The organism is Nostoc sp., assembly GCF_036917095.1.
Lineage (GTDB): Bacteria > Cyanobacteriota > Cyanobacteriia > Cyanobacteriales > Nostocaceae > Nostoc.
The window spans coordinates 133,218-148,843 of record NZ_JBALFH010000044.1; the positions used below are offsets into that span (position 1 = coordinate 133,218).

Below are 15,626 nucleotides of genomic sequence, written 5' to 3' on the forward strand. Positions count from 1 at the left end.
GAATACTATAATGAAACCAGCAGCATCTCATTTTTGTAAAAATATGCCCACCCCTGGCGAATAGAATTTGTACGCCACTTACTTTAAATAGGTGGAGCCGGACGCTAGTCACCAAAAAAGGGAAACCCGTCTTCTAAGGAGACGCACTCGCGTTCATTGCTGGCTCTCTAACGCACTGGCTTGGATAGACAACAAAACCTCTGTTCAGTCTTCTCTTTACCTACGCAGGTTTCAAATTCCTTAAGTCCGCCTATGCTGACTACCTTGGGGGAAAGCTTAATTAATAACCCACGACTTGGATTCCTAACACTAACAATAACTGAATTATTTATATTTTAGCGAGATGCTTTTGCAGTATACATAAGCAATCGGGAAGTAGGTTTAAGGTAAAATTAAGGGCGTTATCAAAATCGAAAGATGATTCAGTAATGCCCTTAATTTAATTTATTAAGCCTCGACAATGTGAAGTCTAGCTACACAATTATGGTTGAAATTAGATCGGGAAAGGAGCCAGAAGGTAGGAAATTAGATGGAACTTTGAGTACTAAACAAAACACTAATTAAGCAAAGGCAAAAATTTGCGAATTAACCCAATTGTGACTGCTGGCAATTCCAACTGCGGTGTTAACCCCACATCTTCCAACTGTTGAAAATATCGAATTGCTTGGGGATTCATTTCGGCAAGGCGGCGACCAATTGAGGGCCCTGTAAATTCCGACTTTTGTCCCCAAATAATGGCGGTGGGAGTAGTCAACTGTTGAATGTAAAGGGATAAATCAAAGCATAAATCGCCACGGACAAAGGACAGTGCTGCATACTCAGCATTAGGCTGTTGAGCAGATTGTAAATAAGCATCTACAATTTCTTGGTAGACTCGATTAGACTGAGCAAATTGCCGTTGCTCTAAGAAACTGCGAATACCTCCACTGGTAGCTACTCCAGTGCTGTAAAGTAAACGGTCAACAAAGGGAACGCTGACTAACTGGGCAAAAAAACTACGAGAGTAGTCTTCGCCAAAGTCGGAAAGTCCAGCAGGGGTAGTGAGAATTAAAGACTTGAATAAATCAGGATAATCGGATGCTACTCGAATTGTAAATGCTGCGGTCAAAGAAGAAGCGATCGCTGTTACAGACCCAGTACAAGTCTGCTCGAAAAACTCCCGAATCCCGATTAAATAATCTTCAATCTTATAGCTCCGTGCTGGATGCTCAGACCTACCCCAACCGATTAAATCTGGCGCAATGACCCGATATTCAGCGGCAAAAGCCGGATAAACTTTCGACCACTCATAAGCAGAAGATCCACCACCAAAGCCGTGCAGGAACACTAAAGTTTCCCGATCGTCTTTGGCAGTCACATTGTCCACCCAAGGTGACCCAGCAGCAGTATAATATACCATTCTACCTAGTGAGGTATTTATGGAGCGTTGTTCAAATCCTAGTGGTTGAAACATAAGTATTTTTTGTTAACACAACTAACAGAATAGTCCTGTGGACGTAAAGAGAAGTCTGTAGCAAGATGCCGCAGGGTGCGCCACCTTCCGGCGATCGCGCAGCTTTTCGTAGAGAAGGGTACAAAACTTTGCCTAAGTATAGACGCGTAAAGGACGGAGCACAGGGAAAGAGGATTTGATAATTTCTTTGCGTCACCGCGTCTTCTTTAGTCACCCTAAAATACTTACCTATTTAGTTCACTCCCCACTGATTATTATCGGCGAACCAATCACTCTAGGACTTCTCGCTACCGTTAGATTAAGTAGATATAAAATTACCAGATTACTTATAAAGATTTGGTGATTTTTTTCACAATAAAAAGTCACTTAACGTTGTAATTACTGTTTTATAAGGGTTTTTTATAGTAGCGAGTATTACTAAAGCCTGAATCAAACATAAGTTTTTATGGTAGTCTATCAAGAAACTCATAAATAATTTTGAGCGTCAAAAATACTTAAAATGCTCATTTTAATAAGCTATTAATTCTACTTCTATATGTAGAAACAATAGTTTTATAAGTATAAATAATTAATTAATATCTAAGTAATAGTAAGGTGAAATGTCATGGTAAAGCAGGCTACTCTTCAATCAAATATACTACCACCGATTGAAGACGCTAAATTTGCGCTTGACAACTTTAATATACAAAACGAAATTACAGCTTCAGCTTGGCAAGGCGAGGTCGAGCCAGCTATTGACGCTGCCAGGGTGAGTGAATCTACTTGTATTTGTTTAGACTTAGGAGACTTGAAGTGTTTTGAAGCAGTAGAGCGCCAGTATGAACGCTGGGGAGTGATTTTTCACAATTGTCTAGCAATACAGCCATCAAACCCAGCATTTCCAACCTACTCAGGGCTAACAGTTTTAATGGGAGCGCCTAAAAGCGGGTTTTTAGAAGCTACTTTCTTGCGTCCGGTTAACTCGGTTAGCGCCTTTGTCACTAGTTCGCAACGGCTTGTGCTTTCCGCCTACGATCGCGATCGGCAACTGCTCGGTCAAACTGCACTACCCAGCGCTAATCTTGCCAATTCAGACTCGGCAATTTCCCCCAATACCTTATTATCTATATCAGTGAATAACATCTACAGCGTTACCTTCTGTGCTTTTGATGGTCAATTCACCCTTGATAACTTTCGTTTTTGTGTTTAAAAAGCCTTTATGCTCTTGCTCTGAGCCATTTAAAATGGTATCTTGATTTCCGCCGTGCTGTACTAATCTACTATACTGTCCTTGAAAACTGGGCATCTTGTGGATTGGGTCTTCACTCTTTTTTCATTCCTAGTAAAACTTATACAATAGTTAATTTCGTAATCAAGTAGGTAAACACTGTGGCACAGGCTTCGTCTTCTTGGCAGCAATTGATTAACCAGATCCCCAACTGGAACTGGCCGCTTCCAAAGTTCAAGACAAAGGGAGCCATAAAGCAGCAAACATTTAAGCGCTTCTCTGGCCCTGGGGGCTTTCTTGGGTTCCTGACAATCGTCGTTGCTATGTTGTTGTGGAACTGGATACTGCTATTGGCTCTCTTAATCGGCGTTGGGGTAATGGTATTGGTTTACTCAATGCAGGAGTGGGACTGGGAATTGCACTGGTCTAAGATACGTAAGTTCTTAAACAGTTCCAATCGTCGGTTAGCTTTAGCAGTCGTCAGTGGTGGTCTTGGTACTGTCAGCACTTACATGGCCGCAGCAATTTGGGTTGACTCTCACAGTCCGTGGATTGCCGCTGGTGCTATTGTGCAAGGTGTGGGAACCCTGTTAACTTTAATTTTATTGGTATGGCAAATTATCAACTTCTATGAAAATCGAGAAGAAGACTACCTCGATCGGTTGTTGGTCAATTTAACAGAAAAAGATCCATTAAAGCGGTTGATTGCCCTACGTCAACTAACTAAAGTTATCAACCGTAAGCGAGTTGATTCTTCAGTGCAACAAGATGTTGTCGAATGCTTGCAACTCCTACTCAGCCGAGAGCAAGAAGTTGTAATTCGAGAGGCAGCTTTTAAGAGTTTACAAGCCTGCGATCGCTTACAAGTTCTACCCCCAAAAACAGCAGCAACTTTCATACCCGTATCAGCAAAAGTCAAACACCACGTTTATTAGTCCTTTGTCCTCTGTCTTTTGCAAATGACCAATGACCAATGACTAATGACCAATGACCAATGACTAATGACTAATGACCAATGACTAATGACCAATGACCAATGACTAATGACCAATGACTAATGACCAATGACTAATGACCAATGACCAATGACTAATTTCGAGACAGATGTCCATTGCGAACTTGCACTACCGGATGATTGCATCGCCGCACCAGTTGTTCATCATGGGTGGTAACAATTACCGTAGCCCCAAAGGAATTTAACTTTTGGAGAATCTGGATCGTTTGCCAGGAATTATCTGGATCGAGATTTCCAGTAGGCTCATCCGCCAACAGCAGCGGTGGTGTACCAACGATCGCACGAGCAATACTTACCCGCTGTTGCTCTCCCCCAGAGAGTTGATCTGGGAAGCAGTCAGCTTTATTTAGCAAACCCACCAGCTTCAAAGTTGGTTCTAGGCGTCGTTGAATTTCTTTACGGGTATACCCTTGAGCTTGCAGTACAAAAGTTACATTTTCCGCTACTGTTCGTTGGGTAATCAATTTGTAGTCTTGAAACACAATGCCAATCCGTCGCCGTAATAATGACAAGCGATCGCCCCGTAAACCCGCTACATTACATTCATCAACAATTACTTCTCCCTGCGTCGCTAACTCCTGACCATACAGCAGTTTCAAGAGCGTTGATTTACCAGAACCACTTGGCCCCGTGATAAACAAAAATTCTCCCTTTTTTACCTCAAGGTTCGCATTCAACAAGGCGTGAGTGCCGTTATTATAGGTCTTGGTTACAGATTGCAATTGCACCTTTGCAATAGTATTGCTACCATGCTGTTGAATTTTATCGTCCTCTTTATGAATAGATTTGTCTGTCTTAACTTGAGTTGTTAATACTGGCATTGTTAAATTTTCCTCATCCCCACAACCAAATATTACGGGCTTAGATTTGATATTCTCCTCAAAATAAGGATTCCCAGGTTTCGCCTGGGAATTTGAAATTCAACAAAGAAAATTTAAAATTTTTTGAAGACTTTAATATTTACTAAGTAATAATACTCAGAAACCTTAACTAATTGCACCCCTTGCAGTCAAACGATAAACAAACGCTTTCACAGCAAACGCTGGCAAAGCCAACATTCGCCGCCAACGCCAAGGTTCTTGATAAAGTCGATACAACCATTCCAAATTATTATTTCCTAACCAGGCAGGAGCACGAGTTTTAGTTCCCGACCAAATATCAAAGCTGCCGCCAACGCCAATCCAAATTGCTTGAGGGCACAAATAGCGGTTTTCGGCAATCCATAACTCTTGACGTGGCACTCCCAAACCGACAAAAATCACTTGTGGCTGCAATTGAGCCAGAGTTTCTCGCAATTGTGCTTCTTCTTCTAGAGAATGGTAGCCTGAGTGAGTGCCAACTATATTCAAATCTGGAATTTGCTGCTGCCAAAAATTTGCTGCAATTGAGGCCACTCCAGGCCCTCCTCCATAGAAAAATACCTTTGCCCCTGTCTTCTGTTGCCCTATTTCTTGCAAAAGTTTTTCTGCTAGTTCAATCCCCGGAAAACGCTGCACTTTTTGCCATAACAGCCACCGCAAATACAGAACAACCCCGGCTCCATCTGGAATCACTAGTTCAGCATTTTTAATTACCTGAGCTAAGATTTGATTTTGCTCTGCCTGCATAGTCATTTCGGCATTGAGCGTTACGACATGAGTTCCTTTGCCTGCGTGCAGGCATTCTAACAACCAGCCTGGATAGTTAGCCATCACATGAACTGGTATTCCTAATACTGAAAATGCTTGATTGTCGTTAGACATAGCCTATTCTTGATTAATCCTCACACCAGATTTTACTTGAATGTTAAGTTTATCAAATTTTTTTATATTAGAACTTAGGCAGGAGAGATTCCCCATTGCCCTGCAACAAGAGAAAGCATAATTAAACTAATTAGTCTTGGGCGCTTGTACTTGGGCTGAACCAGTCCAAATTTTATTCTTAAGGTGTAATATTCACTCAGTAGAAACCGCTCAACTCGCAACTCTGGTTCCGGGAATATAAGCCCCCACTATACTGCTTGCAGTTAGTGTGGGAGTATGTCACGAAACTCCACTTGACGGTTAAGGTAGTGTAACGGGCTGAAGTTGGCTATGAGTAAAATTCGTATCGCTCTGATTGAAGATCATGACCTAACTCGTGTGGGTATTCGGACAGCACTAATGCAAAAGGATGAAATTGAAGTTGTAGGTGAAGCTGCCAATGCTGCTGAGGGATTAAAAATGTTAAAAATGGTACAACCAGATATTGCCATTGTAGATATTGGTTTACCAGATAAGGATGGCATTGAGCTTACACGGGAGGTAAAATCTACTGCTAATGGGCAGCAACTAGTCACAAAGGTGTTAATTTTAACGTTGCGGGATAACAAAGAAGCGGTTTTGGCAGCTTTTGCCGCTGGTGCAGACTCTTACTGTATGAAAGATATCAAATTTGATAATTTGCTGGAAGCAGTGCGAGTAACTTACAATGGCAACGCCTGGATCGATCCGGCGATCGCTCGGATTGTATTACAACAAGCGCAACAAAATCCCCAAAAGTTGGAATCGGCTTTTGGAGATAACAAGACTATTATCACTAACCCTGATTATGTCGAGAATCTGGAAGGAATTCAACCTTACACCCTGACAGAAAGGGAATTAGAAGTGTTACAGTTGATTGTCGAAGGTTGTAGTAATGCAGTAATTGCGGAAAGGCTTTACATCACTGTTGGGACTGTTAAAACTCACGTTCGCAATATTTTGAATAAACTATGTGCCGATGACCGTACTCAAGCAGCAGTCCGCGCCTTGCGTTCTGGGTTGGTTGGATAAAGTTCATTTTGGTGTGGAGCATTAAAGACGATCGAGGGAAACTCATAACTTTGAGAAAATTATATTTTCAAAGTGAATGGCTTTTCTGGTTTTTTGTTACTTATTCGGTGGGATAAACATCACACTATCTCGCTATTCAAATATGTGAAAACTAAAGTCAAATATGGCTGAGATCGGGGTGGACAAACTTAAGCTCATGGTGGTAGATGATGAGCCAGATAACTTAGATTTACTCTACCGCACTTTTAGGCGAGATTATCAAGTATATAAAGCCAATCATGCCTTTGGTGCTCTGGAAATCTTAGATCAATTTGGCGAAATGGCGGTGATTATTTCCGATCAAAGAATGCCAGAAATGAGTGGCACTGATTTTTTGAGTCGCACCGTAGAGCGCTTTCCAGATACGATTCGGATTTTATTAACTGGTTTTACTGATGTCGAAGATTTGGTGGATGCAATTAACTCCGGTCAGGTATTCAAGTACATTACCAAACCCTGGAATCCGGATCGGCTTAGAGCGTTAGTTGAGCAAGCCACTGATACATATCGCCTAGTTAAGAAGCGCACGCAAGAGTTACGTCGGGCCCTACGGCGAGAATCTTTGTTTAACGCGGTAACAACGGCAATTCGGGAATCTTTAGACTACGATAGTATGCTGCAAAAGATTGTAGCAACTCTTGGAGAAACATTTGAAGCTACCAGTTGCTTGCTCAGACCAGTAGAGGGCGATCGCCTTACACAAGACGAGTTCTTCTACCGCGATCCGAAATCTGATGTATTAGATTCCTTCTTCGACTCCAGTGTTTTAATAGAAAAGGTGCTGGAAACCCGTCATTATCAACTCGCTCAAGATGTATATAAGGGTAATCCTTCTCACCACTTGGTTGTGCCACTTAGCTATCAGCAGCATTTATTGGCTGTGCTGGCCCTCCACCAATGGGGACGCGATCGCCCTTGGCAAGACGAAGACATCCAACTGATTGCAGGTGTTGCCGAACAAGCAGCCTTAGCCCTCTCTCAAGCAAAATTCTACCAGCGCCTCCAAGAACAGCAACAGCAGATTCACAATGAGTTGGAGGTGGCTCGCCAAATTCAATACAATTTGCTACGCCAAACTTTACCTGACATCAAAGGTGTGAAGGTGCAAGCCTGCTGTTACCCAGCGCGGGAAGTCGGAGGCGATTTTTTTGAAGTATTTGTCCATCCCAAAGGCGACTTGTGGTTGGCAGTGGGTGACGTTTCTGGCAAGGGCGTCCCGGCTGCTTTATTTATGGCTAGTATTATTTCAGTTTTACGCCGGGAATTATCTCAAGAAACACCAGCCGAGCCAAATGTGGTCATGCAGAACCTCAACCACGCTCTTAGTGAAGACTTAATTAGCAACAATTATTTCATCACCCTTGTGTTAGCTTGTTATACCCCGCTCACAAAGGAACTCGTTTACACGAATGCCGGTCATATCTATCCACTGTTATGGTCACGTCAAGGTGCTTTAGCCGACAATCCCAATTACCTCAAAGTCCGCAGCGTTCCTTTGGGAATCTTGCCTAAGTGGCAGGCACAGTCTGGTCGTTTGGTTCTCGCGGCTGGAGACACACTGTTACTAGCCAGCGATGGAATTACAGAAGCAATGGTATCAAACAATACTGAATCAACAGTAAAAACTGGGACTGGCATTGAGCCAGTTAACCGTTCTATGCTGAATCAAGATGGTCTTTGGCAACTCTTACAACAAGAGCAACAACCGCTTTCTCTTAACCATTTACTAGCTCGCATCCAGGCAGATAACCACGTTCAAGAAGACGATCAAACTATACTTTCACTGGAGATTTTATAAGTAATGAAAAGTGAGCTTCATGTACCAAGTGACTTAAATTTCCTTAATATTGTCGAAAACTGGTTGCTGGGATGTTTGAAAATCCAGCTAGGAGAATCAGTAGATTGGTCGCGGCAATCAAGCCGTTTGAGACTGGCTTTAGTAGAAGCCTACTCAAATGCAGTCCGTCATGCCCACAAGGACAAACCAAATCTACCAATTTTACTGCGTTTGGAAGTGAAAGACCGGGATCTTGCCCTAGAAGTTTGGGACTATGGCGAAGGCTTTGATATGTCTAACTACTACGCTCCAAACCCTATGGAAAAGCAAGAAGGTGGTTATGGTTGGCTAATTATGAATCGTCTCATGGATAAAGTAGATTACCAGTTGCAGGTTAATGGTGCCAACTGTCTCAAGTTACAAGCTACTTTACCTGAATTAGTCCAATAGACAAAAGTTACTACTTTTTAAGTCATGTGATTTATACGAATTTCCAATGCCTAGATTTTGTTTTGGGTACGATCGAACATTGCCTAAGCTTTTATACTTATTTGCTAGTTTTCACGACGTAAAGAAAGTAACTCTTGGGGGGAAGCTAAAAGTTTGATTCTAGTATATGAAATTTGCCGTTCTGGGTTGAGGATAAATAGCCACAAGACATTCACGCTACACCATGAAGTTTCTGCTTTGCCTGTTACGTGGACTTGGATCGTAGCGTTTTCTAAAGTCTCGGCTATTCCGGTGTTGGGGTAAGCTTTAATATTTTGGCCTTCTTGTTTTAAGTAGGTTGCGATCGCATGTGTTCCCACAATATCAGATTCAAATGGTGGGCGCATTACACCATCTCTGGCAAATAAGGCGGCAGTTGCCTCAAATTCTCCTGCATTTAAGGTTTCAAAATAACGCAGTACACTTGTTTCTGTAATTCCCTCAATCTGGAATTCTTGTTTCAACTGCGTTGGGGATATAAATTCGGCAGAGGTCATAAAATTATCTGGATTATGCTAGCTAAATATTAATTTCAATACAAAAATAGATAAAAAGAAACCTGCTGTTGAGATAGATTGCCGCATTTATACAAATCTTCCTCACGATGGTAGTTTTGACTAGACAAATCTCAACGAAAATCGGCGTGAATCCCATCCCAACAACAGGGGTGTCCGAGATAGCCGCCTACCGATTTAGTCATTAGTCATTAGTACTAATGACTTCGGTTTCCCCACACTCCCCTCAATCCCCCAAGCCAATTGTTGCAGCGAGCGTAGGCGTAGCCCGTCGTAGACATAGTTGTTTACAAGGTTATCTTGAGGTAGGTACGGTGAAATCGGTCATAGGTTAATCTAAATCTAGATTTATATGCAGGTTTTGACGTTGAGTCAACCAGATCCCGCCTTGATAGTGATTAACTCATCCCACAGCTACGAAATCATCGCTTTGGTCGTTTTAATAAAAAGCCGTGGGGAAATCTAAGTCATTAGTACTAATGACGGCGGCAAGCTATCCCTCCCACCCTTTAAAGAGATGTGATTACCGCCGATTTTTTTTGAGTTTTGCCCGTAGGCTAAGTAAATTGCTCGGCGGTTTTTAACTCATAGATACTACTAAGCTTACTATATGTAATATAATATGTTACATGACTTTTGCTAGATGTCCTGCATCTGTGAACTTGGTGTTTTGGAGAGATGATGCTGCTCAATGCGATCGCCTACGGTGGGCGGTTACGCCATCGCAAGAAGTATTGCTAAATAATTGTAATAATATTTAATATGAGTCTAGGTTGTGTAATTTAGATTAACTATTGCAAAGAAATTCTCTCAGAGTGAGTAGAATGACAAATACAACGAGGCAACTCTTTTATGGATTAGTTACTCTAGAACTGTAGACGATGTTTTCAGTCCTGAGTTATTACCGTATTTTGCCTCTGAGGCATACCAATCAAGACCACACCAAATCCTTCATTAAGAGCTCCCACAAATCATAATGCCTGTGATTGAGAAGAAAAGAACTCGCGATCTGCCCCAAATTAACGAACGAATTCGCTTCCCGAAAATTCGGGTGATTGACACTGATGGTGCCCAACTGGGAATTATGCCCCCACATGAAGCACTACAAGTAGCAGAAGAAAAAGAGTTAGATTTGGTGCTAATAAGTGACAAAGCTGACCCGCCAGTTTGTCGGGTTATGGACTACGGGAAATACAAATTCGAGCAAGAGAAAAAGGCGCGGGAAGCCCGGAAAAAGCAGCACACGGCTGATGTCAAAGAAGTTAAAATGCGCTACAAAATAGAAGAACACGACTACAACGTGCGTGTTAAGCAAGCAGAGCGCTTTTTGAAAGATGGTGATAAAGTCAAAGCTACTGTGATGTTCCGGGGTCGAGAAATTCAACACAGCGACCTAGCAGAAGATTTGCTCAAGCGAATGGCAACGGATTTGGAGCCATTTGGTGAGCTTCAACAAGCGCCTAAAAAAGAAGGGCGAAACATGATGATGCTCATCTCCCCCAAAAAATAATTCTCTAACTGTATAAATAGACTAAGTTTGAAAATCCCCTGACTTCTAACCAGGGGATTTTTTGATGTTTCGCTTGGATGCAACATGCGCCCAAAGCTCTGAGTTCATTTAAATTTATCAAAAATCGATAGTCCTGAGGGCTGAGTGGGAAACATAATACTCAGTTGCTCAGGACTATTGCTATTTCCAGGGGATGGGGATGAGGGGCACAAGGAAGTATTTTCTTCCCCTACTTCCCCTGCTCCCCATTGCGCGGTGATACTACCAGAAAATAAAACTGCATGGAACTGAAAAATCACTGGTTGGCTGCAAATAAAGTTGCTTTACCACGGCTATTACAGTGGGTGAATCTCCGACCAGAGGAGAGCGAACGAACTCAGCTAATGTTCTTTTTTTACACAACCGTCTCTGTAGGATTGCGGTGGGCAGAGGACAGCACGGTGGCGCTGTTTTTGGATGAATATGGAACTCATCTACTGCCGTGGATGTATATTGCTAGTGCGGTAATGAGTGCCGGACTGGTTTTTTTATACTCTTGGCTGCAAAAGATTTTTCCCTTACGTCGGGTAATTGTGGCGATCGCACCTTGCATGTTGATGCCATTAGTTTTATTAGTTATATTACGTTGGGGATATCATTTTTCCTACCTGGCTGTTATTTCGGCATTTCTGCTGCGGTTGTGGGTAGATGCACTTTATGTGGTCAATGACCTCAACACTTCTATTGTCGCCAACCAAATATTTAATATTCGGGAGATTAAACGAACTTACCCACTGGTGAGTAGTGGTCTTTTGGTAGCAGATGTGATCAGTGGCTTTAGTTTGCCTTGGCTAGTGCAATACACCACGCTGAATAAGATTATCCTCATCGCCTGTATAGTGATTTTATTCGGATCGGCGATTCTATTCTATTTAACTAATCACTATCGAGCAGCTTTCCCTGAAACCCCACAAAGACTAGTTCCTGAACAACAAGCTTCACGAGAGCGTTTCATTAAAAGTCCGCTGAAGCGGTACGTCTGGCAGTTGTTTGCTTTTGTGGGACTGTTGCAAGTTATTGGGTTGTTAATAGATTTTCAGTATCTGCGCGAACTCCAATCCAATTTGAGCGACCGAGAACTTGCGAGCTTTTTGGGTCTTTTTGGTGGGATGTTGGGACTGTGTGAGTTGTTGTTGCAGTGGTTTTTTTCCAGCCGAATCATCGAACGTATGGGGGTATTTTTCACTGCAACGCTTTTACCAATTACCGTCGGCTTGTCACTCCCAGGAGTGCTGGTATTGCTGCATTTAATTCCAGCCATGCAATCGCAAAGCTTTTTCTGGGGTTTGATAATTGTCAAATTCTTTGATGAACTTCTGCGCTACACCTTTGTGATGAGTAGCGGCCCCATCCTGTACCAACCGATTCCAGAGGCAATTCGCAGTCGGATGCAGACTTTATCTGGTGGAACCGCCGAAGCGATCGCCACAGGTTTGACAGGAGCGCTAATTTTTGCGACTCTATTGTTTTGTGGGCGGTTTGTACCCGAATCACTGCAAAAATGGGTGTTGGTAGCAGAAACAATGCTGATAACTGGCACTTGTTTAACAGTAGTTTGGGAATTGCGATCGCGCTATGTGGAACTGTTAGTCTTGAGTGTGGCGCGGGGTCACTTGAGCGCAAGCAATGTCGGCTTACGATTTTTCAAACAGGGTGTAGTCAAAGCTTTAGCAGAAAAAGGCAGTGAGGCTGATAAGCGCTCTTGCATTGAACTTTTAGCCCAAATTGATTCCCAAGGAGCGGCGGAAGTTTTAGCCCCGCTACTAGTGAAGTTAACCCCAGATTTACAGCGCCAAAGTTTGGAAGTGATGCTGATGGGAGGTGTAAATCCGGTTTATTTAGCAGCCATCCGTCCTTTGTTAGAAGAATCTCAAGAAACTAACCCCGAAGTTTTTGCTTTAGCGCTGCGCTACGTTTGGCTGGCGGAACCAAATCCCAATTTAAGCCTCCTAGAAGAATACCTGAACCCCCGGCAAAACTCACTCATCCGCGCCACCGCCGCCGCTTTAGTCTTACGCCAGGGAACGCCCATGCAAAAGGTAGCAGCTACTCAAACCATGCGCCGGATGCTGACTCATAAGCAAGAACGGGAACGGGTAAATGGAGTCAGAGCGCTGAGAGAAGCAGTTTATTTGCAGGCATTGCGGATTCATATCCCGAATTTATTACAAGATGAATCGTTACGGGTGCGCTGTGCCGTATTAGAAATGATTTCAGCAACCCATTTAGAAGAGTACTATTCAGCACTGATTGCAGCACTTTATTACAAATCAACCCGCAGCACAGCCATGTCAGCCCTAGTGCGACTAGAAAATGAAGCTTTAGAAATGCTGTTGCGGTTGGCTACCAATATTTATAAACCAGAAGTAGTGCGGATGTATGCTTGGCGTACCATTGCTCAAGTCGGTACCCAGCAAGCATTGGAGACTTTATGGGAAAACTTGGAAATATCCTGGGGTACTACTAGGGATCATATTCTTCGCAGCTTACTAAAAATCCACAAACAACCAGGAATTAAAGGTTTAGTAGATCGGTTTTATGAAAGTCGGGTAGAAAATTTAATCAAACAGGAATTAAAGTTTTTAGGTGAGATTTACGCCGCATACATAGACTTTCAAACATTAGACCAAAAAGAAAATTATCAATCCAGTGAGAGGATTGTGATTGTCTCTGAGTTACTGCAACGCGCCCTTTTAGAATTAGAATTGGATGTCAAAGAGCGGCTGCTACTGCTACTAAAATTGCTTTACTCGCCAGAAAAGATGCAGGCAGCAGCATTCAATCTGCGATCGCTCTCAGTGGTAAACTTAGCGCGGGGGTTAGAAATCTTAGAGCATACCGTAACTTTGTCTTCAAAGTCTTTATTGCTGAATATTTTAGATAACCGACCACAGGCAGAAAAATTACAATATCTTGTTGAAGCCAAGATCGTAGAATATGAGAACATGATAGTTAGCGATCGCCTCCACAGATTGCTGATGTTGGGTAACTTTCTTTCTGACTGGTGCCTAGCTTGCTGTTTTCATTTTGCTCAAGTGACTCGCATCCGACTGACCAGTTCTGAGATATTAGTGAGTTTGCGTCATCCAACGGGCTTTGTTAGAGAAGCTGCGATCGCATACTTGCATATGGTTTCACATCGCGTTCTCTTGCAAATTTTACCCCAGTTACAAAAAGATCCACACCCTTTGGTGGCCGCTCAAGTTAAAGAGTTACTCGAAAAATACCAGGTTAAAAATTACAATTGAAAATATCTCTGCTGGAATAATTTTATTATTTCCATTGCTGCTAAGTCATACTATTTTCAAAAAGCTTGCAACAAATGAATCGTAGGGACGTACATCTGTACGCCCCTACGATTCATTTGTTTGTTACCCTGTAAATTTAAGTAAAAATTCAAAGAATATCAAGAACAGCTATGTACGTACTCATTGGTGGAGCCGGTTTAGTAGGGCTGAGTTTAGCGCAAAAACTGGTAGAACTGGGGCATACTGTTGCCGTAATTGACATCGATCCTAACGCTTGCCGCTATGCCCGCGAACAAGTGGGAGCAATGGCTTTTGAAGGCAGTGCTGTAAGTACAGAAGTATTGTTAGAAGCTGGGATACGCAAAGCCGGCTCCTTGGCAGCTGTTCTAAGAAGTGATGCCTTAAACTTGGCAATGGTAACTCTTGCGAAACACTACGGCGTCACCCATATTTTGAGCCGGATGCGCCACCCCGATTTTGCCGAACCACTGCGGATAGCTGGGGCCAATCATATCGTTAGTACTGTTGAATTATCAGTTTCAACAATGGTGAATGCGATTGAGTATCCCCAAGTGGAATCAATGATGCATTTTGAGCAAGGACAGATTGAGGTTCTGAAACTTGCCATCCCAAACAATTGCTATGTTGCTGGGCGTAGCGTTGCCGAAATTGCTCAGGATTCCCAATTTCCTACTGGTTCGCTAATTATTGGCTATCAATCCCATCCCCACGAAGATTTGATGATTCCTAACGGCAGTACAATACTGGAACCTCATTCAACTGTGCTGATTGTGACTAAACCAGGAAGTTTACATCAAGTTATTGATTTTATTGAACAAAGATGTTGAGCGCAATCCCTACCTAAAATCTTTATTAGGTGGGGTTAGCTACACATATATAAAATAATTGGTGTAAATAGTTTTGATGAAGCCGTATCTACATATTTATTTAGCGATCGCTGTTATTATTCTTGCATCTTGTGAATCAACACCCAAGTCACAACCCAATGCCATTCCAGCAACCCCATTGCAAAAAACAGTGACGCTGGATAAGAATTTTAAGATAGCCAGCGGTGAAACTCTTTATGTTCCTGTCTACTCTCATATCTATCATCACAATCGCCAAGAGATTTTTGAGTTAGCAGTTACGCTTAGTGTTCGGAATACAGATTTAACCAATCCGATCGTTATTACTTCTGTGCGCTACTATAACTCAGATGGGAAATTAGTTAAACAGTATTTAGAGCGCCCTATTCAAATTGATGCCCTAGCTTCTACAGATTTTTTTATAAATAGAAATGACACCACTGGAGGTTTAGGCGCAAACTTTATTGTCGAGTGGGTAGCTCAAACAGAAATATCTGAACCGATAGTGGAAGCAGTCATGATTGGTACTGACTTTCAACAAGGAATTTCTTTTATTAGTCCTGGTAGGGTAATTAAAAATCAAAATAACGATAAGCGATCGCCTTTAAAATAGGAATCTTAAAAAAGTGCATTTTTATCTGGATATAATTGTAGTAATTTTGCAGTATATATGTAT

14 protein-coding genes are annotated in these 15,626 nt (G+C 42.3%); 10 read left to right on the forward strand and 4 right to left on the reverse strand.

What is annotated here, in order from left to right:
* Window positions 1–556: 556 nt before the first annotated feature.
* Window positions 557–1,453, reverse strand: coding sequence for an alpha/beta fold hydrolase (locus tag V7L01_RS25050; protein ID WP_335039536.1), 897 nt, complete (start codon window positions 1,451–1,453; stop codon window positions 557–559).
* Window positions 1,454–2,057: 604 nt separating this feature from the next.
* Between V7L01_RS25050 and V7L01_RS25055 the strand changes: the two genes are divergently transcribed.
* A complete protein-coding gene (locus V7L01_RS25055; protein ID WP_335039537.1) occupies window positions 2,058–2,642 on the forward strand; it encodes a hypothetical protein in 585 nt (194 codons plus the stop codon).
* 179 nt (window positions 2,643–2,821) lie between these two features.
* The gene (locus tag V7L01_RS25060; RefSeq protein WP_335039538.1) at window positions 2,822–3,595 is read left to right on the forward strand and encodes an armadillo-type fold-containing protein; all 774 of its coding nucleotides are present in this window, start codon (window positions 2,822–2,824) and stop codon (window positions 3,593–3,595) included.
* A gap of 154 nt (window positions 3,596–3,749) precedes the next feature.
* Here V7L01_RS25060 and ftsE read toward each other — a convergent pair whose 3' ends face one another.
* Both ftsE and V7L01_RS25070 read right to left on the reverse strand, forming a co-directional pair.
* Window positions 3,750–4,496 carry a cell division ATP-binding protein FtsE gene (gene ftsE, locus V7L01_RS25065; protein WP_335039539.1) on the reverse strand — a complete coding sequence of 249 codons (747 nt, stop codon included), beginning with the start codon at window positions 4,494–4,496 and terminating at the stop codon, window positions 3,750–3,752.
* 165 nt (window positions 4,497–4,661) lie between these two features.
* Complete coding sequence (locus tag V7L01_RS25070) at window positions 4,662–5,417, reverse strand: WecB/TagA/CpsF family glycosyltransferase (protein ID WP_335039540.1); 756 nt, start codon at window positions 5,415–5,417, stop codon at window positions 4,662–4,664.
* A gap of 330 nt (window positions 5,418–5,747) precedes the next feature.
* Here V7L01_RS25070 and V7L01_RS25075 point away from each other — a divergent pair, with 330 nt between their 5' ends.
* From V7L01_RS25075 to V7L01_RS25085, 3 genes are all read left to right on the forward strand, one after another.
* Complete coding sequence (locus V7L01_RS25075) at window positions 5,748–6,467, forward strand: response regulator transcription factor (RefSeq protein WP_335039542.1); 720 nt, start codon at window positions 5,748–5,750, stop codon at window positions 6,465–6,467.
* Window positions 6,468–6,630: 163 nt separating this feature from the next.
* Window positions 6,631–8,304, forward strand: coding sequence for a SpoIIE family protein phosphatase (locus V7L01_RS25080; RefSeq protein ID WP_335039544.1), 1,674 nt, complete (start codon window positions 6,631–6,633; stop codon window positions 8,302–8,304).
* Window positions 8,305–8,307: 3 nt separating this feature from the next.
* Window positions 8,308–8,733, forward strand: coding sequence for an ATP-binding protein (locus V7L01_RS25085; RefSeq protein ID WP_335039546.1), 426 nt, complete (start codon window positions 8,308–8,310; stop codon window positions 8,731–8,733).
* Between the two features lie 104 nt (window positions 8,734–8,837).
* On the opposite strand, the gene V7L01_RS25090 is transcribed toward V7L01_RS25085, so the two are convergent.
* A complete protein-coding gene (locus tag V7L01_RS25090) occupies window positions 8,838–9,269 on the reverse strand; it encodes a ketosteroid isomerase family protein (RefSeq protein WP_335039548.1) in 432 nt (143 codons plus the stop codon).
* A 647-nt stretch (window positions 9,270–9,916) separates the two neighbouring features.
* On the opposite strand from V7L01_RS25090, the gene V7L01_RS25095 reads away from it, so the two are divergent.
* The 5 genes from V7L01_RS25095 to V7L01_RS25115 all read left to right on the forward strand — a co-directional run bounded on the left by V7L01_RS25095 (window position 9,917) and on the right by V7L01_RS25115 (window position 15,563).
* Window positions 9,917–10,048: a hypothetical protein gene (locus V7L01_RS25095; protein WP_335039550.1), complete on the forward strand. Its 132-nt coding sequence runs from the start codon at window positions 9,917–9,919 to the stop codon at window positions 10,046–10,048.
* A 215-nt stretch (window positions 10,049–10,263) separates the two neighbouring features.
* Window positions 10,264–10,797, forward strand: coding sequence for a translation initiation factor IF-3 (gene infC / locus V7L01_RS25100; RefSeq protein ID WP_335039553.1), 534 nt, complete (start codon window positions 10,264–10,266; stop codon window positions 10,795–10,797).
* 281 nt (window positions 10,798–11,078) lie between these two features.
* Entirely contained in the window at window positions 11,079–14,084 is a 3,006-nt protein-coding gene (locus tag V7L01_RS25105) for an MFS transporter (protein ID WP_335039556.1), read from the forward strand.
* A 170-nt stretch (window positions 14,085–14,254) separates the two neighbouring features.
* The gene (locus tag V7L01_RS25110) at window positions 14,255–14,932 is read left to right on the forward strand and encodes a potassium channel family protein (protein WP_335039559.1); all 678 of its coding nucleotides are present in this window, start codon (window positions 14,255–14,257) and stop codon (window positions 14,930–14,932) included.
* A 76-nt stretch (window positions 14,933–15,008) separates the two neighbouring features.
* Window positions 15,009–15,563 (forward strand): DUF3124 domain-containing protein, encoded by a 555-nt coding sequence (locus tag V7L01_RS25115; protein ID WP_335039562.1) that lies wholly within the window; start codon window positions 15,009–15,011, stop codon window positions 15,561–15,563.
* Window positions 15,564–15,626 lie beyond the last annotated feature (63 nt).

What these genes read in the sequence shown, in the direction of transcription:
- V7L01_RS25095 (WP_335039550.1), top strand. Translation starts at nt 9,917, where the DNA reads ATGACTTTTGCTAGATGTCCTGCATCTGTGAACTTGGTGTTTTGGAGA.
- V7L01_RS25110 (WP_335039559.1), top strand. Translation starts at nt 14,255, where the DNA reads ATGTACGTACTCATTGGTGGAGCCGGTTTAGTAGGGCTGAGTTTAGCG.
- V7L01_RS25070 (WP_335039540.1), bottom strand. Translation starts at nt 5,417, where the DNA reads ATGTCTAACGACAATCAAGCATTTTCAGTATTAGGAATACCAGTTCAT.
- V7L01_RS25090 (WP_335039548.1), bottom strand. Translation starts at nt 9,269, where the DNA reads ATGACCTCTGCCGAATTTATATCCCCAACGCAGTTGAAACAAGAATTC.
- V7L01_RS25085 (WP_335039546.1), top strand. Translation starts at nt 8,308, where the DNA reads ATGAAAAGTGAGCTTCATGTACCAAGTGACTTAAATTTCCTTAATATT.
- ftsE (WP_335039539.1), bottom strand. Translation starts at nt 4,496, where the DNA reads ATGCCAGTATTAACAACTCAAGTTAAGACAGACAAATCTATTCATAAA.
- infC (WP_335039553.1), top strand. Translation starts at nt 10,264, where the DNA reads ATGCCTGTGATTGAGAAGAAAAGAACTCGCGATCTGCCCCAAATTAAC.
- V7L01_RS25050 (WP_335039536.1), bottom strand. Translation starts at nt 1,453, where the DNA reads ATGTTTCAACCACTAGGATTTGAACAACGCTCCATAAATACCTCACTA.
- V7L01_RS25075 (WP_335039542.1), top strand. Translation starts at nt 5,748, where the DNA reads ATGAGTAAAATTCGTATCGCTCTGATTGAAGATCATGACCTAACTCGT.
- V7L01_RS25055 (WP_335039537.1), top strand. Translation starts at nt 2,058, where the DNA reads ATGGTAAAGCAGGCTACTCTTCAATCAAATATACTACCACCGATTGAA.
- V7L01_RS25080 (WP_335039544.1), top strand. Translation starts at nt 6,631, where the DNA reads ATGGCTGAGATCGGGGTGGACAAACTTAAGCTCATGGTGGTAGATGAT.
- V7L01_RS25115 (WP_335039562.1), top strand. Translation starts at nt 15,009, where the DNA reads ATGAAGCCGTATCTACATATTTATTTAGCGATCGCTGTTATTATTCTT.
- V7L01_RS25105 (WP_335039556.1), top strand. Translation starts at nt 11,079, where the DNA reads ATGGAACTGAAAAATCACTGGTTGGCTGCAAATAAAGTTGCTTTACCA.